The sequence below is a fragment of the Paraburkholderia hospita genome (genome assembly GCF_002902965.1).
Classification (GTDB): Bacteria; Pseudomonadota; Gammaproteobacteria; order Burkholderiales; family Burkholderiaceae; genus Paraburkholderia; species Paraburkholderia hospita.
The window spans coordinates 225,764-243,033 of the sequence record NZ_CP026109.1 but is presented as its reverse complement, the minus strand read 5'-3'; the positions used below and the strand labels follow the sequence as shown (position 1 = coordinate 243,033).

Annotated in this window: 18 protein-coding genes and 2 pseudogenes; 6 read left to right on the top strand and 14 right to left on the bottom strand. The window is 60.9% G+C overall.

Annotation, left to right across the window (positions count from 1 at the left end; genetic code table 11):
* From C2L64_RS49925 to C2L64_RS49915, 3 genes are all read right to left on the bottom strand, one after another.
* Nucleotides 1-1,890, bottom strand: coding sequence for an amidohydrolase (locus C2L64_RS49925; protein ID WP_086915063.1), 1,890 nt, complete (start codon nucleotides 1,888-1,890; stop codon nucleotides 1-3).
* On the bottom strand, nucleotides 1,887-2,180 hold the full coding sequence (locus C2L64_RS49920) for a XapX domain-containing protein (RefSeq protein ID WP_086915064.1): 294 nt from the start codon (nucleotides 2,178-2,180) through the stop codon (nucleotides 1,887-1,889). The genes C2L64_RS49925 and C2L64_RS49920 overlap by 4 nt, the downstream gene beginning before the upstream one ends.
* Nucleotides 2,181-2,427: 247 nt before the next feature.
* A complete protein-coding gene (locus tag C2L64_RS49915) occupies nucleotides 2,428-3,114 on the bottom strand; it encodes a hydrolase (protein ID WP_086915065.1) in 687 nt (228 codons plus the stop codon).
* A 597-nt stretch (nucleotides 3,115-3,711) separates the two neighbouring features.
* On the opposite strand from C2L64_RS49915, the gene C2L64_RS49910 reads away from it, so the two are divergent.
* Nucleotides 3,712-4,488, top strand: a complete 777-nt coding sequence (locus tag C2L64_RS49910; protein WP_086915066.1) for a FadR/GntR family transcriptional regulator — start codon at nucleotides 3,712-3,714, stop codon at nucleotides 4,486-4,488.
* Between the two features lie 1,018 nt (nucleotides 4,489-5,506).
* On the opposite strand, the gene C2L64_RS53885 is transcribed toward C2L64_RS49910, so the two are convergent.
* The gene (locus C2L64_RS53885) at nucleotides 5,507-5,659 is read right to left on the bottom strand and encodes a hypothetical protein (protein WP_158660668.1); all 153 of its coding nucleotides are present in this window, start codon (nucleotides 5,657-5,659) and stop codon (nucleotides 5,507-5,509) included.
* A gap of 272 nt (nucleotides 5,660-5,931) precedes the next feature.
* Here C2L64_RS53885 and C2L64_RS49905 point away from each other — a divergent pair.
* Together C2L64_RS49905 and C2L64_RS49900 are read left to right on the top strand one after the other, a co-directional pair.
* Nucleotides 5,932-6,051: pseudogene (locus tag C2L64_RS49905) on the top strand (hypothetical protein); the annotation flags it as partial.
* 212 nt (nucleotides 6,052-6,263) lie between these two features.
* Nucleotides 6,264-6,839, top strand: coding sequence for a winged helix-turn-helix domain-containing protein (locus tag C2L64_RS49900; RefSeq protein WP_086915067.1), 576 nt, complete (start codon nucleotides 6,264-6,266; stop codon nucleotides 6,837-6,839).
* On the opposite strand, the pseudogene C2L64_RS49895 reads toward C2L64_RS49900, so the two are convergent.
* A pseudogene (locus tag C2L64_RS49895) lies at nucleotides 6,803-7,555 on the bottom strand (transposase); the annotation flags it as partial. The gene C2L64_RS49900 and the pseudogene C2L64_RS49895 sit on opposite strands and share 37 nt — an antisense overlap.
* On the opposite strand from C2L64_RS49895, the gene C2L64_RS49890 reads away from it, so the two are divergent.
* A complete protein-coding gene (locus tag C2L64_RS49890) occupies nucleotides 7,555-7,782 on the top strand; it encodes a hypothetical protein (protein ID WP_176133823.1) in 228 nt (75 codons plus the stop codon). The pseudogene C2L64_RS49895 and the gene C2L64_RS49890 overlap by 1 nt on opposite strands.
* Before the next feature lie 258 nt (nucleotides 7,783-8,040).
* On the opposite strand, the gene C2L64_RS49885 is transcribed toward C2L64_RS49890, so the two are convergent.
* From C2L64_RS49885 to C2L64_RS49845, 9 genes are all read right to left on the bottom strand, one after another.
* Complete coding sequence (locus C2L64_RS49885; RefSeq protein WP_086915068.1) at nucleotides 8,041-8,475, bottom strand: DUF3331 domain-containing protein; 435 nt, start codon at nucleotides 8,473-8,475, stop codon at nucleotides 8,041-8,043.
* A 387-nt stretch (nucleotides 8,476-8,862) separates the two neighbouring features.
* Entirely contained in the window at nucleotides 8,863-10,275 is a 1,413-nt protein-coding gene (locus tag C2L64_RS49880) for an alginate export family protein (protein WP_242684049.1), read from the bottom strand.
* A 56-nt stretch (nucleotides 10,276-10,331) separates the two neighbouring features.
* Nucleotides 10,332-11,267: a glyoxalase gene (locus C2L64_RS49875; protein WP_103154412.1), complete on the bottom strand. Its 936-nt coding sequence runs from the start codon at nucleotides 11,265-11,267 to the stop codon at nucleotides 10,332-10,334.
* Between the two features lie 58 nt (nucleotides 11,268-11,325).
* Complete coding sequence (locus tag C2L64_RS49870) at nucleotides 11,326-12,075, bottom strand: YoaK family protein (protein WP_103154411.1); 750 nt, start codon at nucleotides 12,073-12,075, stop codon at nucleotides 11,326-11,328.
* A complete protein-coding gene (locus C2L64_RS49865; RefSeq protein WP_086915073.1) occupies nucleotides 12,057-12,293 on the bottom strand; it encodes a DUF1427 family protein in 237 nt (78 codons plus the stop codon). The genes C2L64_RS49870 and C2L64_RS49865 overlap by 19 nt, the downstream gene beginning before the upstream one ends.
* Nucleotides 12,294-12,312: 19 nt before the next feature.
* Nucleotides 12,313-12,990, bottom strand: a complete 678-nt coding sequence (locus tag C2L64_RS49860; RefSeq protein ID WP_103154410.1) for an HD domain-containing protein — start codon at nucleotides 12,988-12,990, stop codon at nucleotides 12,313-12,315.
* 9 nt (nucleotides 12,991-12,999) lie between these two features.
* Nucleotides 13,000-13,407, bottom strand: coding sequence for a DoxX family protein (locus C2L64_RS49855; protein WP_103154432.1), 408 nt, complete (start codon nucleotides 13,405-13,407; stop codon nucleotides 13,000-13,002).
* A gap of 14 nt (nucleotides 13,408-13,421) precedes the next feature.
* A complete protein-coding gene (locus C2L64_RS49850) occupies nucleotides 13,422-15,302 on the bottom strand; it encodes an amidohydrolase (RefSeq protein ID WP_007578984.1) in 1,881 nt (626 codons plus the stop codon).
* 111 nt (nucleotides 15,303-15,413) lie between these two features.
* Nucleotides 15,414-16,049 (bottom strand): hydrolase, encoded by a 636-nt coding sequence (locus C2L64_RS49845; protein ID WP_086914893.1) that lies wholly within the window; start codon nucleotides 16,047-16,049, stop codon nucleotides 15,414-15,416.
* 495 nt (nucleotides 16,050-16,544) lie between these two features.
* Between C2L64_RS49845 and C2L64_RS55560 the strand changes: the two genes are divergently transcribed.
* The gene (locus C2L64_RS55560) at nucleotides 16,545-16,817 is read left to right on the top strand and encodes a hypothetical protein (RefSeq protein ID WP_086914894.1); all 273 of its coding nucleotides are present in this window, start codon (nucleotides 16,545-16,547) and stop codon (nucleotides 16,815-16,817) included.
* 220 nt (nucleotides 16,818-17,037) lie between these two features.
* Nucleotides 17,038-17,259, top strand: coding sequence for a helix-turn-helix domain-containing protein (locus C2L64_RS55555; RefSeq protein ID WP_086914895.1), 222 nt, complete (start codon nucleotides 17,038-17,040; stop codon nucleotides 17,257-17,259).
* Nucleotides 17,260-17,270 lie beyond the last annotated feature (11 nt).

Genomic DNA, 17,270 nt, shown 5'->3' with positions numbered 1-17,270 from the left:
TCACACCGCCCAGCACGAACAACCCAGAGCACCCCAAAAACTTTTGAGATCTGACGCCGGAATATCGCGTGCCCACGCGTGCGCGTGCGCGTGACCGTGCACGCCACACGCGCTTGCACAGCCGCACAACTGCGTCGAAGCACGCTGCAGCGGCGCACCATCGCTGCGTTGCGCCGCGCCCCAGGCGGCATAACCGCCGTACTTGCGCACAGGCGACCAGTCGGGCATCGCGGCTGGCACAGGCGAGTCGAACTCGGCAAACGGGCCAGCCGCGAAGACGATCTTGCCGCCGACCATCGTCAGCAGTGACGTCGTATCGGGGATGTCCGTCTCGGGGCACGACAGGTAGTCGCGGTCCGGCACGATCAGATCAGCGAACTGCCCGGCTTCGATTCGCCCTTTCCTGCCTTCCTCGTCCGAGAACCACGTGACGTTCTCAGTCCACATGCGAAGCGCAGTATCACGGTCGAGACAGTTCCGTTGTGGATAGAGTCGCATGCCTGCCACGGTGCGGCCCGACACGAGCCATGCGAGCGACACCCATGGGTTATACGAAGCAACACGCGTTGCATCCGTGCCAGCCGACACCCTGACTCCCTTTTCGAGCATGCGGGCAAAAGGCGGCGTGGCCTCGGCCGCCGAAGCACCATAGCGTTCGACGAAGTACTCGCCCTGATACGCCATTCGATGCTGCACGGCAACGCCACCACCCAGCGCCGCGATCCGATCGATCGACCGGTCGGTGATCGTTTCCGCATGATCGAAGAACCAGTTGAGGCCGTCGAGAGGGATATCGCGATTCACGCGCTCGAACACGTCAAGGGCGCGACTGATCGTTTCGTCGTAAGTCGCATGCAGACGCCACGGCCAGCGGTTCTGCGCGAGTATGCGAACGACGCCTTCCAGTTCGCCTTCCATTTCGGCAGACATGTCTGGGCGCGGCTGACGAAAGTCCTCAAAGTCGGCCGCAGAAAACACCAGCATCTCGCCTGCGCCGTTGTGCCTGAAATAGTCATTGCCCTGTTTATAGGTCGACGTCTTGGTCCAGTTCAGGAAGTCTTCTTTTTCTCCCTTCGGCTTCTGCGTGAACAGGTTGTACGCGAGCCGGACGGTGAGTTGACCTTCGTCGGACAACTTCTGGATCACCGCATAATCTTCGGGATAGTTCTGGTAGCCTCCGCCCGCATCGATCGCGCCAGTCACGCCCAGACGGTTCAGCTCTCGCATGAAATGCCGCGTGGAATTGATCTGGTACTCAGGAGGCAACTTCGGCCCCTTCGCCAGCGTCGCGTACAGAATGGAAGCGTTGGGTTTGGCGAGCAGCAGGCCCGTCGGGTTGCCCGCGCCATCGCGCGTGATTTCGCCTCCCGGCGGCTGGGGTGTGTCCTTCGTATAGCCCACGACGCGCAGCGCTGCGGCATTGAGCATCGCGCGATCATACAAATGCAGAATGAACACCGGAGTGTCGGGTGCAATCGCGTTGATTTCCTCGATTGTGGGCAGGCGCTTCTCTGCAAACTGATGCTCGGTAAAGCCTCCCACCACGCGTACCCATTGCGGCGCTGGCGTAATCGCCACCTGATGCTTCAACATGGTCATCGCGTCGGCGAGCGAGCGCACGCCGTCCCACCGCAGTTCCATGTTGAAATTCAGACCACCGCGAATGATATGCAGATGGTTGTCGATCAGACCAGGCAGCACGGGCCTTCCCTGCAGGTCGATAACCCGGGTGCCGCTGCCCGCCAGTGGCATGACTTCCGCATCGCTGCCAACTGCGGTGAATACGCCTTGCCGTATGGCAACCGCGCTCGCTACCGGCTTGCCACGGTCGAGCGTCGTAAAGCGGCCGCGATGAAGGATCACATCGGGAGAGTCGGCGTGCGAGTTCATGAGTGCTTCTCCGGTGACTTCGCGGTACCGCCCGCAAGCGTTTTCGTGGCCGTCTCCCGCCCCGGCAAGGAGCCGAACATATGCTGGTTGCACTTCGACTCCGTCCACGCCGTGTGAAAGCCGGATCCAGCGAACATCTGCTTCGCGACGGGGACGATCTGTTCGCCAGCCAGAATGCCAAGCAAGCCGACCAGCGCAACAAGCGGCGGCGCCGGCGAGCGCACATGAATCAGGCTATAGATCACGCCGACCAGCACGCCCGCAAGCAGTGAAAAGAGATAGAGTTTCATCGGCTTGCCTCCTTGATGATGCGATCGCGAAAGACTTGAAATCGATATGGAAGTGATCTGAAAGATAGCGAGGCGAATGATCGGCACAACCGGCGAACGCTCATCCGCATGAATACCGTGCGGCGTACCACGTGCTGTCTAACAGCTCCGCCCGCCTATTGCTCTCGACGCAGCGCTGAGCCAAGGCAGAACCGGTGATGCCGGAAGTCCGCCTTGACACGTAACGGTGAAACACGCTCCTGACAGCCTACTTCGCAGGCACCGGTGCAACCGCTTCGTGCGTACCCTCGGCACGCTGCGGTGCCTTGTGAACCATCGTGTATGCATAATCGACGCCCATGCCATACGCGCCGGAATGCTCTTTGACAATCGCCATCACTGCGTCGTAGCTGTCCCTGCGCGCCCAGTCGCGTTGCCATTCGAGCAACACCTGCTGCCACGTCACCGGAATGGCGCCCGCCTGGATCATGCGCAGCATCGCGTAGTCATGCGCCTCTTTCGAGGTGCCGCCGGATGCGTCAGCCACCATGTAGATTTCGTAGCCGCCTTCGTTCATTGCGCACAACGCGAAGCTGTTGTTGCAGACCTCGGTCCACAAGCCCGAGACCACGACCTTCTTGCGTCCGTTCGCTGCCAGCGCGTCACGCACCTTCTGGTCATCCCACGAATTCATCGACGTGCGCTCAAGCAGTTTCTGCCCCGGGAACACGTCGAGCAATTCGGGATAGGTAAAGCCGGAGAAGCTTTCGGTTTCCACCGTCGTAATGATGGTGGGGATATTGAAGACCTTGGCCGCTTTCGCCAAACCCACGACATTGTTCTTCAACGTCTGGCGGTCGATCGACTGGACGCCGAATGCCATCTGCGGCTGATGATCGATAAAAATCATTTGACTATTTTCAGGTGTCAGCACTTCAAGCTTTGAGTTGCTCATGGTTTGATCCATCCAGTCAGTCGGTAAGCCGGACGTCTTCAAACACTCGGACGTCCGGTGATGAACGGCACCTCTAGAGAAGTGCCCCGTGTAACGACTCCATCAGCGAGAATCCATGAATGCTGCATCACTCAAATCGTGTCGACGTGCTCGGCGTGAGCGAATGCCATCGACATCATTTCCGTACTATGACGAAATCCTGAGGGATCGAGATATCGCCCGACCCTCTTCATACATTCAACCAGAATCTATTCAATACGGAATACTAATATATTTTAATGAACCTGATTCTCATTATCGCTGTCTGCACTCTTCGTCACGAGCGCCATGCCCGGCACGAATGCACCCAGCGAATCGCTCCTGATCTGATCAATGTCCTTCAGCTGGTCTTCTGACTATGCCGACAGGATGGACGCATATGTGCCTGCCCTGCCATTCAGTAAGCAACTACCGTCAACGTGCTCGACGGTTCCCAGACTGGCCCAGCCACTGGGCAGTCTGAATGCTAGGCGGCTTTGCAACCGCAGTCAATGCGGATATCTTTTTGTATAGTCAGCTGTGAGAGCGTTTTCCCGCCCCTTCTACTTCCAACGCGCCATGAAAAAGTCGACCTCATCACGTCGCACTTCTTCTGAGAAATCATCGAGAGTGCGGTTGCCGCATCTTGAGCCGGTCCGCCTGTACCGCCAGATAGCCGATCTGATCACTCAGCGGATCGACGAAGGCGCATTTCCGATCGGCACGTTGCTTCCATCCGAACGCGAGCTTGCCGAGCAACTGGGCGTAAGTCGAACGACAGTGCGGGAAGGGTTGATCGCCCTGGAGGTTACCGGGAAGATCGCCATACTGGTCGGTCAGGGCGCAAAAGTTCTGGAGGCCATACCGCGAGCGGACTTGGGTGAAGGCCTCTTGAGCGCGGACGATTCGGACATCGGTCCGATCCAGTTACTGGAGGCTCGTATCCTTGTGGAGCTCAAGACCGTCGAGCTGGCTACGATCAACCGTACCGAAGCGGATCTCGAACGGATGCGTCAAGCAATTGCACTCCAGGCGAGTGCTGAGAACGCGCGCGATCCGCGCTATTGCGATGGCGATCGAGCTTTTCACGTCGAGATCGCGAGGGCAAGCGGCAACACCGCCTATGCCTTTGTGGTTGCGTCTCTATGGGACAAGATCTCGTCACCGGTATTCCAGAAATTCGTAGAATTACTCACCGGGCCAGAACGACCGGGAGAAACGCTTCTCGAACATCAAAGAATACTTGACGCGATTGCACGCCAAAAGAGCACCGCGTCACGTAAGGCCATGAAGCATCATCTAGATACCGTGTTAGCGGCTTTCTCGCGAGGCGTGGGAGATTCGCAAAGCCTTTGACTCGCTACGCCAAGGCGCGCGTACTCAGTGGCTATCGGCCCGATTCTCGAAACAGTGGATGTCGACAGTCTTCCAGATGCCTGCCGTATTGAATGGATCCTGCAATCAGCGCCCGCAGCGCCGATGCCAGTAGCCGCGACTTGCACGCTGCGAAGTGCGTGCGACGATGCTCTGCCATTCGAGGATTGATCAAGGCAGTGGATTGTTCGCGCATTCTCATGTGTGTGCGATTCGCCACACCCACCGCAGCCGCTCCAGTAGTCGATGTAGGAATGGCAGAATGAAACCTGATGTGACTACCCCGTGACGATTACTGCCTACCTATCGTGGCGTCAGTCAGGCGCGTCGACTGACCGGTTTCGAATGTGAAGGACCCGTTCAAGCGACTGTTCGCTTCACCAAGCTAATGACCGAAAGTGGCAGGGAGTACGCGTTCGCACAAGCCGCCGGAAAGTGCCATCGAGTCCTCACGACAGCACATGCATCGAACCGGTGCTCCCGGCCATCTGTAGCCATTCACCATCGGCATCACACGGTGATTTCCGCGGCCGCTCCGAATCAAACCGCGGGCCTCCGAACGTAGGTCGTGTGATTCCTGAGCGATCACTACCTCGACGGAGTCGAGTGAGTCGCATCAATCTTCTGAAAGTGGCTGGCGGACCGCAAAGCGATCCTCTTTTCCCGCTTCGGCACTTTCTGTTCGTCTGCCCGCCGCGCGATGTGCTTCGTTGCAGCGACTGGCTGCAAAGCCAACGAGGTTGTGCGCGACGTAGGGATTGGGCAGCACTACAATCCGGTCGAACGCGAACTCGCTGCCGGTGTCATGTCTTGCCCACTACACTTGCGTGCGGCTTGCCGACACGGCTTTGGGACTGCCAATGCGGTCCAAGATAGAAAGCGCGCTAAGGCATGCCATTGAGCGGTGTATAGTCCGTCCTTGTTCGAACGACCGCTGCTGATTCGCTTCATGAGCGCAGTGCAAGACCTTCAATTGATTTTTCCAGGTGATTCATCTTCACTAGCTGGTCCAGGACTCGATATTGAGGACGATACGCGCGACCGGGTTGTCGTCGGTGGTCTTCGGAAAGAACTTGATCTGGGCGAACGTTGCGAGACTGAAAGCGACTACCACGAGCGTTGCAGACGCTGCGATGCGGGTGATGTATTTCACAGTTACCTCTTTTTGATGGTGTAGCCAAGCACTGACGAAGCTGATAGGAGCGCCGAATCACCTTCAGCGGCACGTCGGGCCGCACCCGGCAAAGCCGGATACGACCGTCAGATCGCGCTTGCCGATCGGGATTGGACTGCGAGGAAAGGGCCGACCCAGACAGCTCAACTATAAATTGTTTATAAGCATGCAGTATGCGACAACCGGTCGCAACGGATGCGGATAAATAGCTTCCGCTTAGCACCGTATCGCAACTATGCGGCTTTGCCGATCAGAGCCACCTCACGCGGACTTTCAGCAGAATCACCGGAGTAAGTCCGGGCCGCTCGCGCCTCGACATCGGCTGGCGGCGTCACCCGACGGTGCGACCAGGTAATTTCATACAAAGATGACGACTTTCTTCAAGACCACCGACGCAGGCGTACCTACAATCCCGTCGAGCTTCGAGCCTGCCGTCGATAGCCTTTCCTCGAGTGCGACGCGGCCGACGGGTGCCTGAGCAAATGGTCACGTTTGTTAGCTACCGTTGCTCGGCGGGTCCGCCCTGCCGTCAAAGACTGCAGCCCTCGCTGAACCTGTTATAGAAAGTGACGGTTGTCCAACGATGGTCGAGATCGGCGATTTGCAAATTGACTTTGCGCGGCGTCACGTACAAAAGGACGGCGCTGCAATAAAAATCAGTGGAAAGGCGCTCGACATACTTGAAATCCCATTCGAGGCGGACGGCAAGGAAGTGTCGAATCACAACATCATTGAAAAAGTATGGCCGCACGTCATTGTTGAAGAGAACAATCTCCAGGTGCACATAGCGGCCTTGCGCAAAACCCTTGGTCGTTTTCGAGAACCTATCAGAACTATCCCCAGGCGGGGGGGCTATGTACTCTTGCCGGGGCGACCGCAGCGACATCGTACTCAGCCCCCAGCATCGACCACGATTACACGTCCCTGCTTCCAAATAAAGCTGATTGGTCGCGATGCAGAACCGCGCACGATTTTCGACCTTCTTGACCGCTGTCGGATCGTAACGCTGGTCGGCGCGGGCGGCATCGGCAAGTCCAGCCTCGCCGGGGCTGTCGCCAATGCGGCACACCATCAAGGCGTCGACCGGGTGCTGTTCATTGCACTAGCGGGCGCACGGTTTGGCTTCATCGCGCATTGCGAACAGGCGCTGCTCCAGTAACGGCGTAGCTGCAATCCGTGTTCCTCGCTGGTGTAACGGTAAATTGCCCGTTCTCCAGCTGGACGTTGGTATTCGTCGTCCCGCGCAATGTTGATGAAGTCTGCCTTGTCGAATCGGCCATGATATTTTGCGCCTGATGTCGTGGGCTTCGGCAGCATGACCGCAATCCCCGCATCCGCGCACTCCTTGATCTGAGGCCCACTGAAGTAGCCGCGATCGGCGACTGCGCGCAGTCTGGTCTTGCCCATCGCATCGCGTGCAGCCTTCGCAATAGGACTGAGCTGTGCCCGGTCACTGCCAGAGTTTGTGACCTCGTAAGCCACGATGAGGTGGTGTTTGGCGTCAACTGCTACCTGTACGTTGTAGCCCACCATACCTGATCCTCTTCCGCTCGTCGCCATGGAACGTGGCGCTTATCGACCTTACCCTCTGTGAAGTTGTGATCGCGAGTGTTGACTGCCTTGAATTTGCTGCCGTCGATGGCGACCAGTGCTTGTGAGAACAGCTTCAGCTCACGGCACAGCATCACGAAGCGGCGACACACGTTGCGAATTGCAATCGTTTTGTATTCCGGCGCCAGTCGCCCCGTGAGCCACATCAATTCAACATTGCGCTGGCATCCGACGGCTCGATTGAATCCGGTTCAGGTAGCCGTAGATATAGATCTTCAGCAGCACCCCTGGACGATAGGATGGGCGACCTGTAGCCGACGGCATTGCTCATCGAGGCGGAAGCAAAGCTCAAGGAATATCGAGCCTTGGTGGAAAAAGCGCAGGGCGAGGTTGTCGCTCTGGCTCGGTTCAACTATCGCCTCGACGCAAGGATCCACGAACTGGAGGAATTGATCCGTGTGCGGGACCAGGTAATCTCGGACTTGCAGGCGCAAGTGAATCAGCGCCCGACCTCGTTAAGGCCGACATCGCTGAAACGCTCCCGAACATGATCGCCGCACCCCTGTAGATTTCGCGGGGGTGATCGATTGGATCGGCGAGGCGAACACCGAGAGATCGGTATTCGTGATTGCCGAAAATGGTCGCACCCGTCTGCAGCAGCATTGAGAGGACGAAAGCGAACCGCATCGGCCACGCGGACTCAAGCCGTAATAGTCCGATCCGATGCGGACACCAGCCGGTCGCGAACCACGCCTGGTTCTGATTTCTTCGTGAAGAGTCTCGGGCATGCGGCCCGTGTAAGCCAACCGTCACATTGTGTCCGGAATTGTCGGCACCGCTGACGCCAGAATCATGCGATTTCCATTGACAGGGACGTGTCTTTCGCACACAAGCGGTCGGAACACGGAATCGCCACAGCGAATCTGCATACCGGACAAAACGCAAAATGAAGCCGTGCGAGCGAGTCCTAGTCGCCAGACCTGATCCGCGTAATTGCCGGAGCGTGGGTCGCTCCAGGAAACGCTCAGCGTGTTGGAGGTTCTTTGCTCGACGATCCAAATGCGGGCTGGAGGTGGCTCCGGCACGATCGACTCAACAACACCAGCCTGCGGACGCTTTGTTTTCCGGACTTTCTTCTTTCTGACGTACCTCTCCGCTTTGGACAACTCCGATGTGGACAATTCGGGTATCAAGAGCGCGATGAGTGCGCGTCGAACGATATCATCTTCAAGTCGACAAGTCATGGCTCACTTCGGGCGCAGAGTTGATCTGTAGCATGCGGGATAACGCGGCCGATGGCCATATTGTTTGTGCGGCGAGGCATGGTCGCCGTTGGCATTAGTCAGCTCATTTTCAACTTTCACTCTCTGCGTCATCGATCCGGTTCTCCGGCACACTGGTCGTTGCAACATCGTCGTGTTCATCGCACGCCTCACGCGCGGCACGCATATCCCCGCCGAACGTCCCATTGTCGTTGCGCAGCGCCACCGGCATGTCATCAGGCGACAATGTTGTGCGATCGTCATCGTTTGCCAGTTGCCTGCAATGTCAGATCTTTGCCTCGCATCACCATCCTTGGTGACAAGGGCACTCCAGCGAAGTGGGATCCAATCCGCCCGTTGAATGCACCGTCACCAGCCAAACTTCGCCTCGACGCCCACATAGTCCGCATTACGCGCCCCCAACGCGCGTATCGAATCGCCGACTTCGAAGTGCACCGCTTCCAGCGCGAGCGCGACATTCGAACTGACGAGCCAGTCGGCGCGAACCTGCGCGTACATGCCCGTCCATCGCGTGCCCTTGCCTGCCGTGCCCGGCACCACGGCCGAACCCTGGCCGTAGATGGCATCGGCTATCGTTGCGCGCCACTGGAATCCTAGCGCCGTCAGCAGCGTGACCTTCGGCGTCACCTTGAAGGTGATCGACGGCTTCACGTGAATCAGGTTGCTATAACCCGTGTAGCCGGCCAGCGTGAAGTAGTAGCCGTTCGGAAACAGCGGGTTGAAGGTTCCGACGCGTCCGTCACCCGGATGCCGGTCGCCCGATGCGCCGTCCACCTGCAAGCCGAGCCGCGGCGAGCCCGCCACGGTTGCGAACGTATAGCCGCTCAGCACGCCGAACGCCCACGCGCCGATCGTATCGTTGCCGACGTGGCCCGTCTGCACCATCGTTTCAGCGTCCCAGTCGAACGGCGCGACCTTGCCCGCGTAGCGCACGTCGAACACATCGCGATGTTCGGTGCCCGTGGCATCGAGAAAGCGCGCGTTGTCGCGGTTGTAGCGCGACCAGTACGCGGACAGATCGCCCGGCCCTGTGTTTGCGCGCTCGACGCGCACGCCGCTGAACGTCAGATGCCGGTTCGACACGTCGTCGAAAGCCGTGACATCGCGGTACTGCACCGGCTGTGTCAGGTAGCCGATGAAGCGCCATTTGTCGATCTCATAGTCGGCCCACAGCGCGTCATATGCCTGGCGCACGTTCGGCCCATCGCGCACCGACACGAAGCGCTGCAAGTCGAACGCCATCTCCTGGCGGCCGACGCGCGCCTTGAACGTGCCGCCGCCCACGCCATAGACGAACGCGACGAACGCCTGCTCGATATCGAGCGGATTCTTGTCGACGGGTGTGACGGAATCCTTGCCGAAGGGACGTGCGTCTTCGAGCTGAAAGAACGCCTGCACATGCTCGCCGATGTGCGCGTCGGCATGCACCTGCGCGCGCTGGATCACGTAGCTGTCGGGCCGCGCGCTGCCGAGACCGAACAGCGGCGTGTTGTTCAACTCGAAGCGCTCGCGCAGGGTCGCGCCTAGCGACAGATACGTCGACGGATCACCGCCCAGCGGAATGTACTTGAGCGCATCGAACGGCTTGCGCGGCACGCACGGCAACGCCAGCACCGACCAGTCTTCCTGCCAGCGGTTGAACGACAGCGGCGACGGCCGCTTCGCGGTGCACTGCGATGCGACGGCTGCGCTTGCTTCCGCCGTGCCTGTCTCTGCCGTGTCGGCGGCGAGCGCGTTCGCGCCGTCCGCCAGACTGCACACAGCGAGCGCCGCGCAAGCGGCGGCTCTCTTCGCGCTTTTGATTGAACGACGCACCGTCACTTCTTCGCTTCGTGAATCTCGGCGACGTAGCCGCCAGGAAATTCGACCATCGCGCTGCGCCCTTCGACCGTGCTGCTCGCGGGCGACAGCACCTTCACGCCGACGCCTTGCGCCTTTGTGAGCGTCGCGTCGAGATCGGCGACCTGATAGCCCGTCGTCTCGCGGCCATACGGATACGGCAGCTTGCCGTCCGTCACGAACACGAGCATGTTGCCGAAGCCCGACGCGATACGCACGCGCCGGATCGTGTCTCCGGGCCGGCCGATTTCGCTGCCATCTGCACGGCGGTTATCGGAGACGACCTTGCCATGCGAGAAGCGCACGAAACGCTTGACGAAGTTGTCGGCCGCCTGCGCGGACACGTAGACGCGGTTGTCGGGCACCGTTTCGAGCGGACCATACGAAGGCGCCTTCGTGTGCCAGTAGAGCTGCATGTAAAGGCCGCCCGGCCACTGGATGACAGCATCCTTGCCAATCGGGTCGTCGAACGTATCGACGATCACATCGGCACCCGCCGCGCGCGCAGCGCGCACGGCCTTGTCGATATCGGTGACGAGATAGCCGGTGCGCTCACGGCCGAACGGATACGGAACCGGCGTCTGGAACGCGAACACCGACAACATGCCGACAGGCGTCTGCACGTATTGCGAGGCCGTCTTGCTCGGCGTCGGCGTGACCGTGAACACGGCGCGCGGCGAAGCCTTGCCGCCGAACGTCGCAACGAAGCTGTCGACGAACGCGTCGATGTCCTGGTTCGACACATAGACGTGCGTCGTGTCGTACTGCGGCCCGACGGACACGACGGGCGCGCTCTTGCCCGCGTTCTGATGGTCGGCTTCCGCGAAAGCGGGCGAGCCGGCCAGCGTCACGCCGAGCGCCGCAACCGACACGACAGCCGCGCGCAACAATCGATACATCTTGACGGTACTCATGAAAACACTCCTTGCTGGTAATAGTTGCCGCCGCGTCTCGTCTTGACGCGCGGCGCGATCAGGTTTGCGCCGGCGCTGCGCCCGTGTTTCTCGACAGCGCCGCGAGCAGGCACAGCGCGGCGAGCGGCAACAGCAGCGCCCAGAACGACGCGAGCAGATACCCGGCCGCACCCGCGCCCGCGCCAATCGCAAAACCGGCGACGGGCGGCAGCGTGCGCCACAGGCGACTGCGCGCCGCCTGCCGCGCTTTCGCGTCGGCGGGTGAAAACAGCAGATCGAACACGTCGATCACGGCTTGCGTGACGTTGCCCGTCATCACTGTGTTCGCGACGACGGAGCGTGCGGTCAGGCGTCCATGCGCGTTCTGCACGCCCATCGCTGCCGCGCCGAGCAGGCCGCAGGCAATCGTCAGCGGCGCGTCGGAATCCGTGATGGGCGCGGCCAGCACGCCCGCTGCCATGAAGCCCGTCAGCAGTGCCGCTTGTAGCACGTACAGTGCGCAGGCGCGCACGCCATGTCCGCGCGCAAGCAACTGGTTGTCGAGCACGCGCGCGAGTACGATGCCCGCGACGAACGCGGGGAACGCGAGCCACTTGATCAGCAGACCCGTCCCCGCGCCCGCCAGGCCCGAGCCGATCAGAATGAAATTGCCCGTGACGTGCGCGGTGAAAAGGCCAAACAGCGCGACGAAGCCGAGCGTGTCGACATAGCCCGCGATGGTCGCAAGCCAGGTGTCCTCGCCAGGCACGTGATCGAGTTGCGCCGCAAGTTGCGCCCCCGCGCCCGCGCTCACTGGTCCTTGCTGCATGACGGAGTCGGCTTGTTGCTGGCGACGGTGGGCACGCTTTGCGTTTGCGCATCGGGCGTGCGTATCTGCGCCTGCACGAACGGAATCGCATGCTCGCCGATCACGATGCCGAGCAGTCCCGCGAGCGCGATCAGCGGCGGCGCGGGCGACTGCACGCGCACGAGGTAATACAGCAGGCCGACCACGAGGCCCGCGCCCAAAGAAATCAGGTATGACATGACTTGCTCCTTCGTTGCGTCACTCGTCCTTCCATGACGAGCCGAGAATCAGCCCGCAAAAGTTCGTCCGGCAGAAGTCCGGGTCGACGCGCTCCAGCACATCGGCGCTCAGCGTGCCGAATGTCGATTGAGGACGATGCACGACGCCGCGCCCGATCGCATCGATCATCCGTTCCTTGAAGTGCCCGCCGCGCGGATACGCCGCCACGATCTGCTCGCGCTCCGCCAGCGAATACGCACCGAGGTTGTCGGCGAGCAGATCCGTACGCACCGCCGATGACAGCACGCGCGCGAGCGGCGACACATGCATGGGCAAACCCGGCGTCATGTGCAGCGCAATCGCGCACCACAGTTCGTCGAGCACGCCTCGCGACGCGCCGTAGTGTTGCAGGAACGTGCGCGCCGCGTGTGCGCCGTCTATTTCGTAGCGCAGCGTGGAATGCGCGTAGGCCGCACTCAAGCCCATGTTCGCGAACATCGCCGCGACGTACAGCGTGTCAGGCTCGCATGCACAGCCTTCGCGCCGCGCCGCGAGCGACGCGAACACGAAAACCCGCGACGCGTGCGCCGTCACCACTTCCGGCAGCGACGCGTGCGCGGCCTCGGCGGCTGCAATCGCAAGCGGCGTGTGCGGAATGCACACGCCTGCGACTTCCACGGGCCGCGCCGCGCGTTCATTCGACACGATCGATTCCATCGCCTGCGCTCACGCCTGTCGTTGCCCCGACGCATGCGGCCGCAGCGCAAGCCGGTAACGACCCGCGCCGCCGATCGCAATGGTGCCGAACAGGATCAGCAGCATCCACGCGAACTGCCCCTGATCCAGCGTCCATTCGCGATGCACGAGGCCGAGCGCAATCACGCTGACCAGCATGATCGGCAGCGCGGCGAGCCGCGTCGCGATGCCCGCGATCATCAGCAGCGGACACACGACTTCCGCGAAAATCGCAAAGGCCAGCGTCAGCGTCTTGCCGAGATGCAACGGGTCTTCGATCGCGTCGAGCTGGCTCGCGTAGTGGAGTGCCTTCGGCAGTCCATGCACGAGCAGCACGAGCACGCTCGCGGTGACGCGCAGAAACAGCAGCGCGGCGTCGGGTGCGGAAAAGCGGTTCATTGCGTGCTTGTGCATCAGAACGCAAAGCAGCTGCAACCGAGCGCGCCCCAGAACGAGTTCGCGTCGCCCGCAGGCACGTTGCTGCGCCAGGCCCATCCATGCGCGTGACGATGCACGCCGCACAGGTTCACGCACGCGTCGTTGCACGATTGCTGCAGCGGCGCAGCGGCGGGACGGTAGCGCGCGTAGCCGCCATACTCCGCGACGGGCGACCACGTCGGGCTGACGGGGAGCGCAGGCGGAGCAAACGTTTCGAACTCGTCGGCGGCATAGACGACGCGGCCGTTGACGACCGTCAGCACCGAGGTCAGATGCTTGATCGCGTCTTCATCGACGGTGAAGTAGTCATCCGACAGCACTGCGAAATCCGCGAGCTGGCCCGGCACGAGTGCGCCCTTGCGCGTCTCGTCGTTCGAGAACCACGCGCTGCCGACCGTATAGCGGCGCAGCGCTTCCATGCGGTCGAGCCGGTCTTGCGCCGCGTACATCGGCGTGCCGCCCACCGTGCGTCCCGACACCAGCCAGAACAGCGACACGAACGGATTGAAGCTCGCGACGCGCGTCGCGTCCGTGCCTGCGCCGACGGGCAGCCCCGCAGCCAGCATCTGCCGCACGGGCGGCGTGCGCGCGGCGGCTTGCGCGCCATAACGGGCAATGAAGTACTCGCCCTGATACGCCATCCGGTGCTGAACGGCAATGCCGCCGCCAAGCGCCGCAATGCGTTCGATATTGCGCTGTGAAATCGTCTCGCAGTGGTCGAAGAACCAGCGCAGGCCGCCGAACGGCGTGTCCTGATTGACACGTTCGAACACATTGAGAAAGCGTTCGATCGATTCGTCGTAAGTCGCATGCAGCCGGAACGGCCAGCGGTTCTGCACGAGCAGGCGCACGACGGCTTCGAGTTCGCTTTCCATCGCGTCCGGCAGATCGGGGCGCGGTTCCAGGAAGTCTTCGAAGTCGGCGGCGGAGAACACCAGCATTTCGCCCGCGCCGTTCACCTTCAGGAAATCGTCGCCGTCGCCGGGTTTCGTGACCTTGACCCACTTCGCGAAGTCTTCGATTTCCTTCTTCGCGTTCTGCGTGAAGAGGTTGTACGCGATACGCACCGTCAGCTCGTTGCGCTTCGCGAGTTCCATGATGACGGCGTAGTCGTCGGGATACGCCTGATAGCCGCCGCCCGCATCGATCGCGCTCGTCACGCCGAGACGGTTCAGCTCGCGCATGAACTGGCGCGACGAGTTCATCTGATCGTCGAGCGGCAGCTTCGGACCTTTCGCGAGCGTCGCGTACAGCAGGCCCGCATTCGGGCGCGCGATCAGCATGCCCGTCGGATTGCCGCGCCGGTCGCGCTGGATTTCGCCGCCCGGCGGATTCGGCGTGTCGCGGTCGTAGCCGACGGCGCGCAGCGCCGCTGCGTTCAGCAGCGCGCTGTCGTAGAGATGCAGGATGAAGACGGGCGTATCCGGTGCAATCGCGTTGATCTCTTCGAGCGTCGGGCCGCGCTTCTCCGCAAACTGAAATTCGTTCCATCCGCCGACCACGCGCACCCATTGCGGCGCCGGCGTGCGCGCAACCTGCGCGCGCAGCATCTCGAGCGCATCGCGCAGCGACGGCACACCATCCCAGCGCAACTCGAGATTGAAATTGAGGCCGCCGCGAATCACGTGAAGGTGCGAATCGTTGAGACCGGGAATGACCGTGCGGCCCTTCAGGTCGATGCGGCGCGTCGAATCGTTCGCCCATTGCATCATGTCGTGATCATTACCGCTCGCGACGATCTCGCCTTTCGCGACGGCGAGCGCCGTCACGAACGAACGCTTGTCGTCCTGCGTCGCTATCTTGCCGTTGTAGATCACCAGGTCCGCAATGCGGGCGGGCTGAATGGGTGCGGTCATCGTCGCTCTCCGTGAATCGTGGTCAGGCGCAATTCGCGCGCGACGTCAGTGACGCCGCGCGCGAATCAAAACAGAAAAATGCTTGGGGCAATGAGGCCCGATCAGCCCAAATCAGCCTGCCTCGCTCGCGTGCTCGCCGAGAATCTGCTTCGCGTAGCGCACGCCGATGCCGTATGCGCTGTGCGCCTTGAAGATGTCCATGCAGCCTTCGTACGTTTCGCCGCGCGCCCAGTCGCGTTGCAGTTCGCACATGAACTGCAGCGAGTTCATCGGCACGGCGCCCGCCTGGACGATGCGTTGCACCGCGCGCTCGTGCGCTTCCTCCGTGATGTCACCGCATGCGTCCGTCGGCACGTAGATTTCGAAGCCTTCGTTCAACATCTGGATGGTCGGGAAGGTCACGCACACTTCCGTCCACAGGCCCGCGATCACGATCTTCTTGCGGCCCGTTGCCTTGATGGCGTCACGGAAGCCCTTGTCTTCCCACGAGTTCATCGACGTGCGGTCGATCGGCTTGATCTCCGGAAACACTGCTTGCACTTCGGGCAGCAGATGGCCGCTGAACGAGTCGGCGGCGATCGTCGTCAGGATGGTCGGCACCTTGAAGAGCTTCGCGGCCTTCGCGAGGATCTGGACGTTGTGCAGGACAGTTGTGCGCTCGTGCGAGTGCGTGCCGAAGAACATCTGCGGCTGATGGTCGATAAGCGCGAGCGCGCACGTGTCGGGTGTCAACAGTTCATAGGTCATAAAAAACTCCATTTCGCGAAAATTCGAGGGACCGGCACGGTTACACGAGGCAACCACACCAGATTCCGGTTGGCGGGATGAGTCGAGTCGTCGCTGCATCGGCAATGCGGATGCGAACGGCTACGTCGCATAGTTCAGACGCGAGTTTCACAATGCCGGAAGGGCACTACGACCTGGGGGAAGATTAGAGAGAAGTGGACTTAAAGTCCTGATGACAGCCTTAATCTTCATTAAGGGTGAAACTGAATGAGCACGACTGAAGCCGCGGAGGCGCCACTCCCGTCGCGGCACGTTGATCGGCGCACTGGCCGACTGGCAGAGGAAAAGCGATTGTGGAGCAAAAAGGCCTGTTGCACGCATCGATGGATGCCGCAAGCGGCGCTGTCGCGTCGGGTCTTGGCTCGACCAGCGTCGCGCGGCACGCGTCATAGCACGCGCAACGGGCACTCCAGACGGTCAGCCCGAAACGAACGTAAGAGACAGTGGTGATATCAGGTGCTATCGCAAATTCATCGACGACCCGAACATCTCAATCACGTCGCCACGCCCGCCTGCAATCGCGGGTTTCTGGTTGGCATCTCGCTGAACGGCGGGCACAAAAGAAATATCTTTAGCGGAAAGGGAACCATTGGCAAACGGTTTGAAACCGATTTGATCTATATCCGAGATTTTTCAGAGGATTATCGCGCGGATCTATTCGGCAATTTCGACTTCGGTTCTTCACTCGCCTTGAAGATGAACTCGACGGCCCGAGAATCGGCGGACTGACCTGCGCCACTGAACAGAAGGACGCCTTGCTCGGTCTTCTCGCGCACGCGCTCGCCGGCAATCTCGAACGGCAAGGCCCGTTGGGTACATTGTTCGTCGAGCAGGTGGGCCTCGCCATCGGGATTCATCTCGCGTAGCAATACGGTAGCCTCCGCGCCGACGGACATCGTATCGGGGGGCGCTTTCGCAGGCCCAGGAAGCACGAGCGAAAGACCTACTGATGCAAAAGTCGCGGCAACGCGCATCGATTGCGGACGTCGCAAGTGAATGCAACCTGTCGCGCGGCGATTCCATCCGCGCATTCTCCAGAACTACGGGGCGCACACCCCATCAATGGCTACTCGAACAACGAGTGGCGCGGGCGCGAGAACTGATCGAAGCCTCCGATATGACGCTCTCGGAGATTGCGATTTTTTGTGCTTTGCCGATCAAAGTCATTTGAGCCGCGTGTTT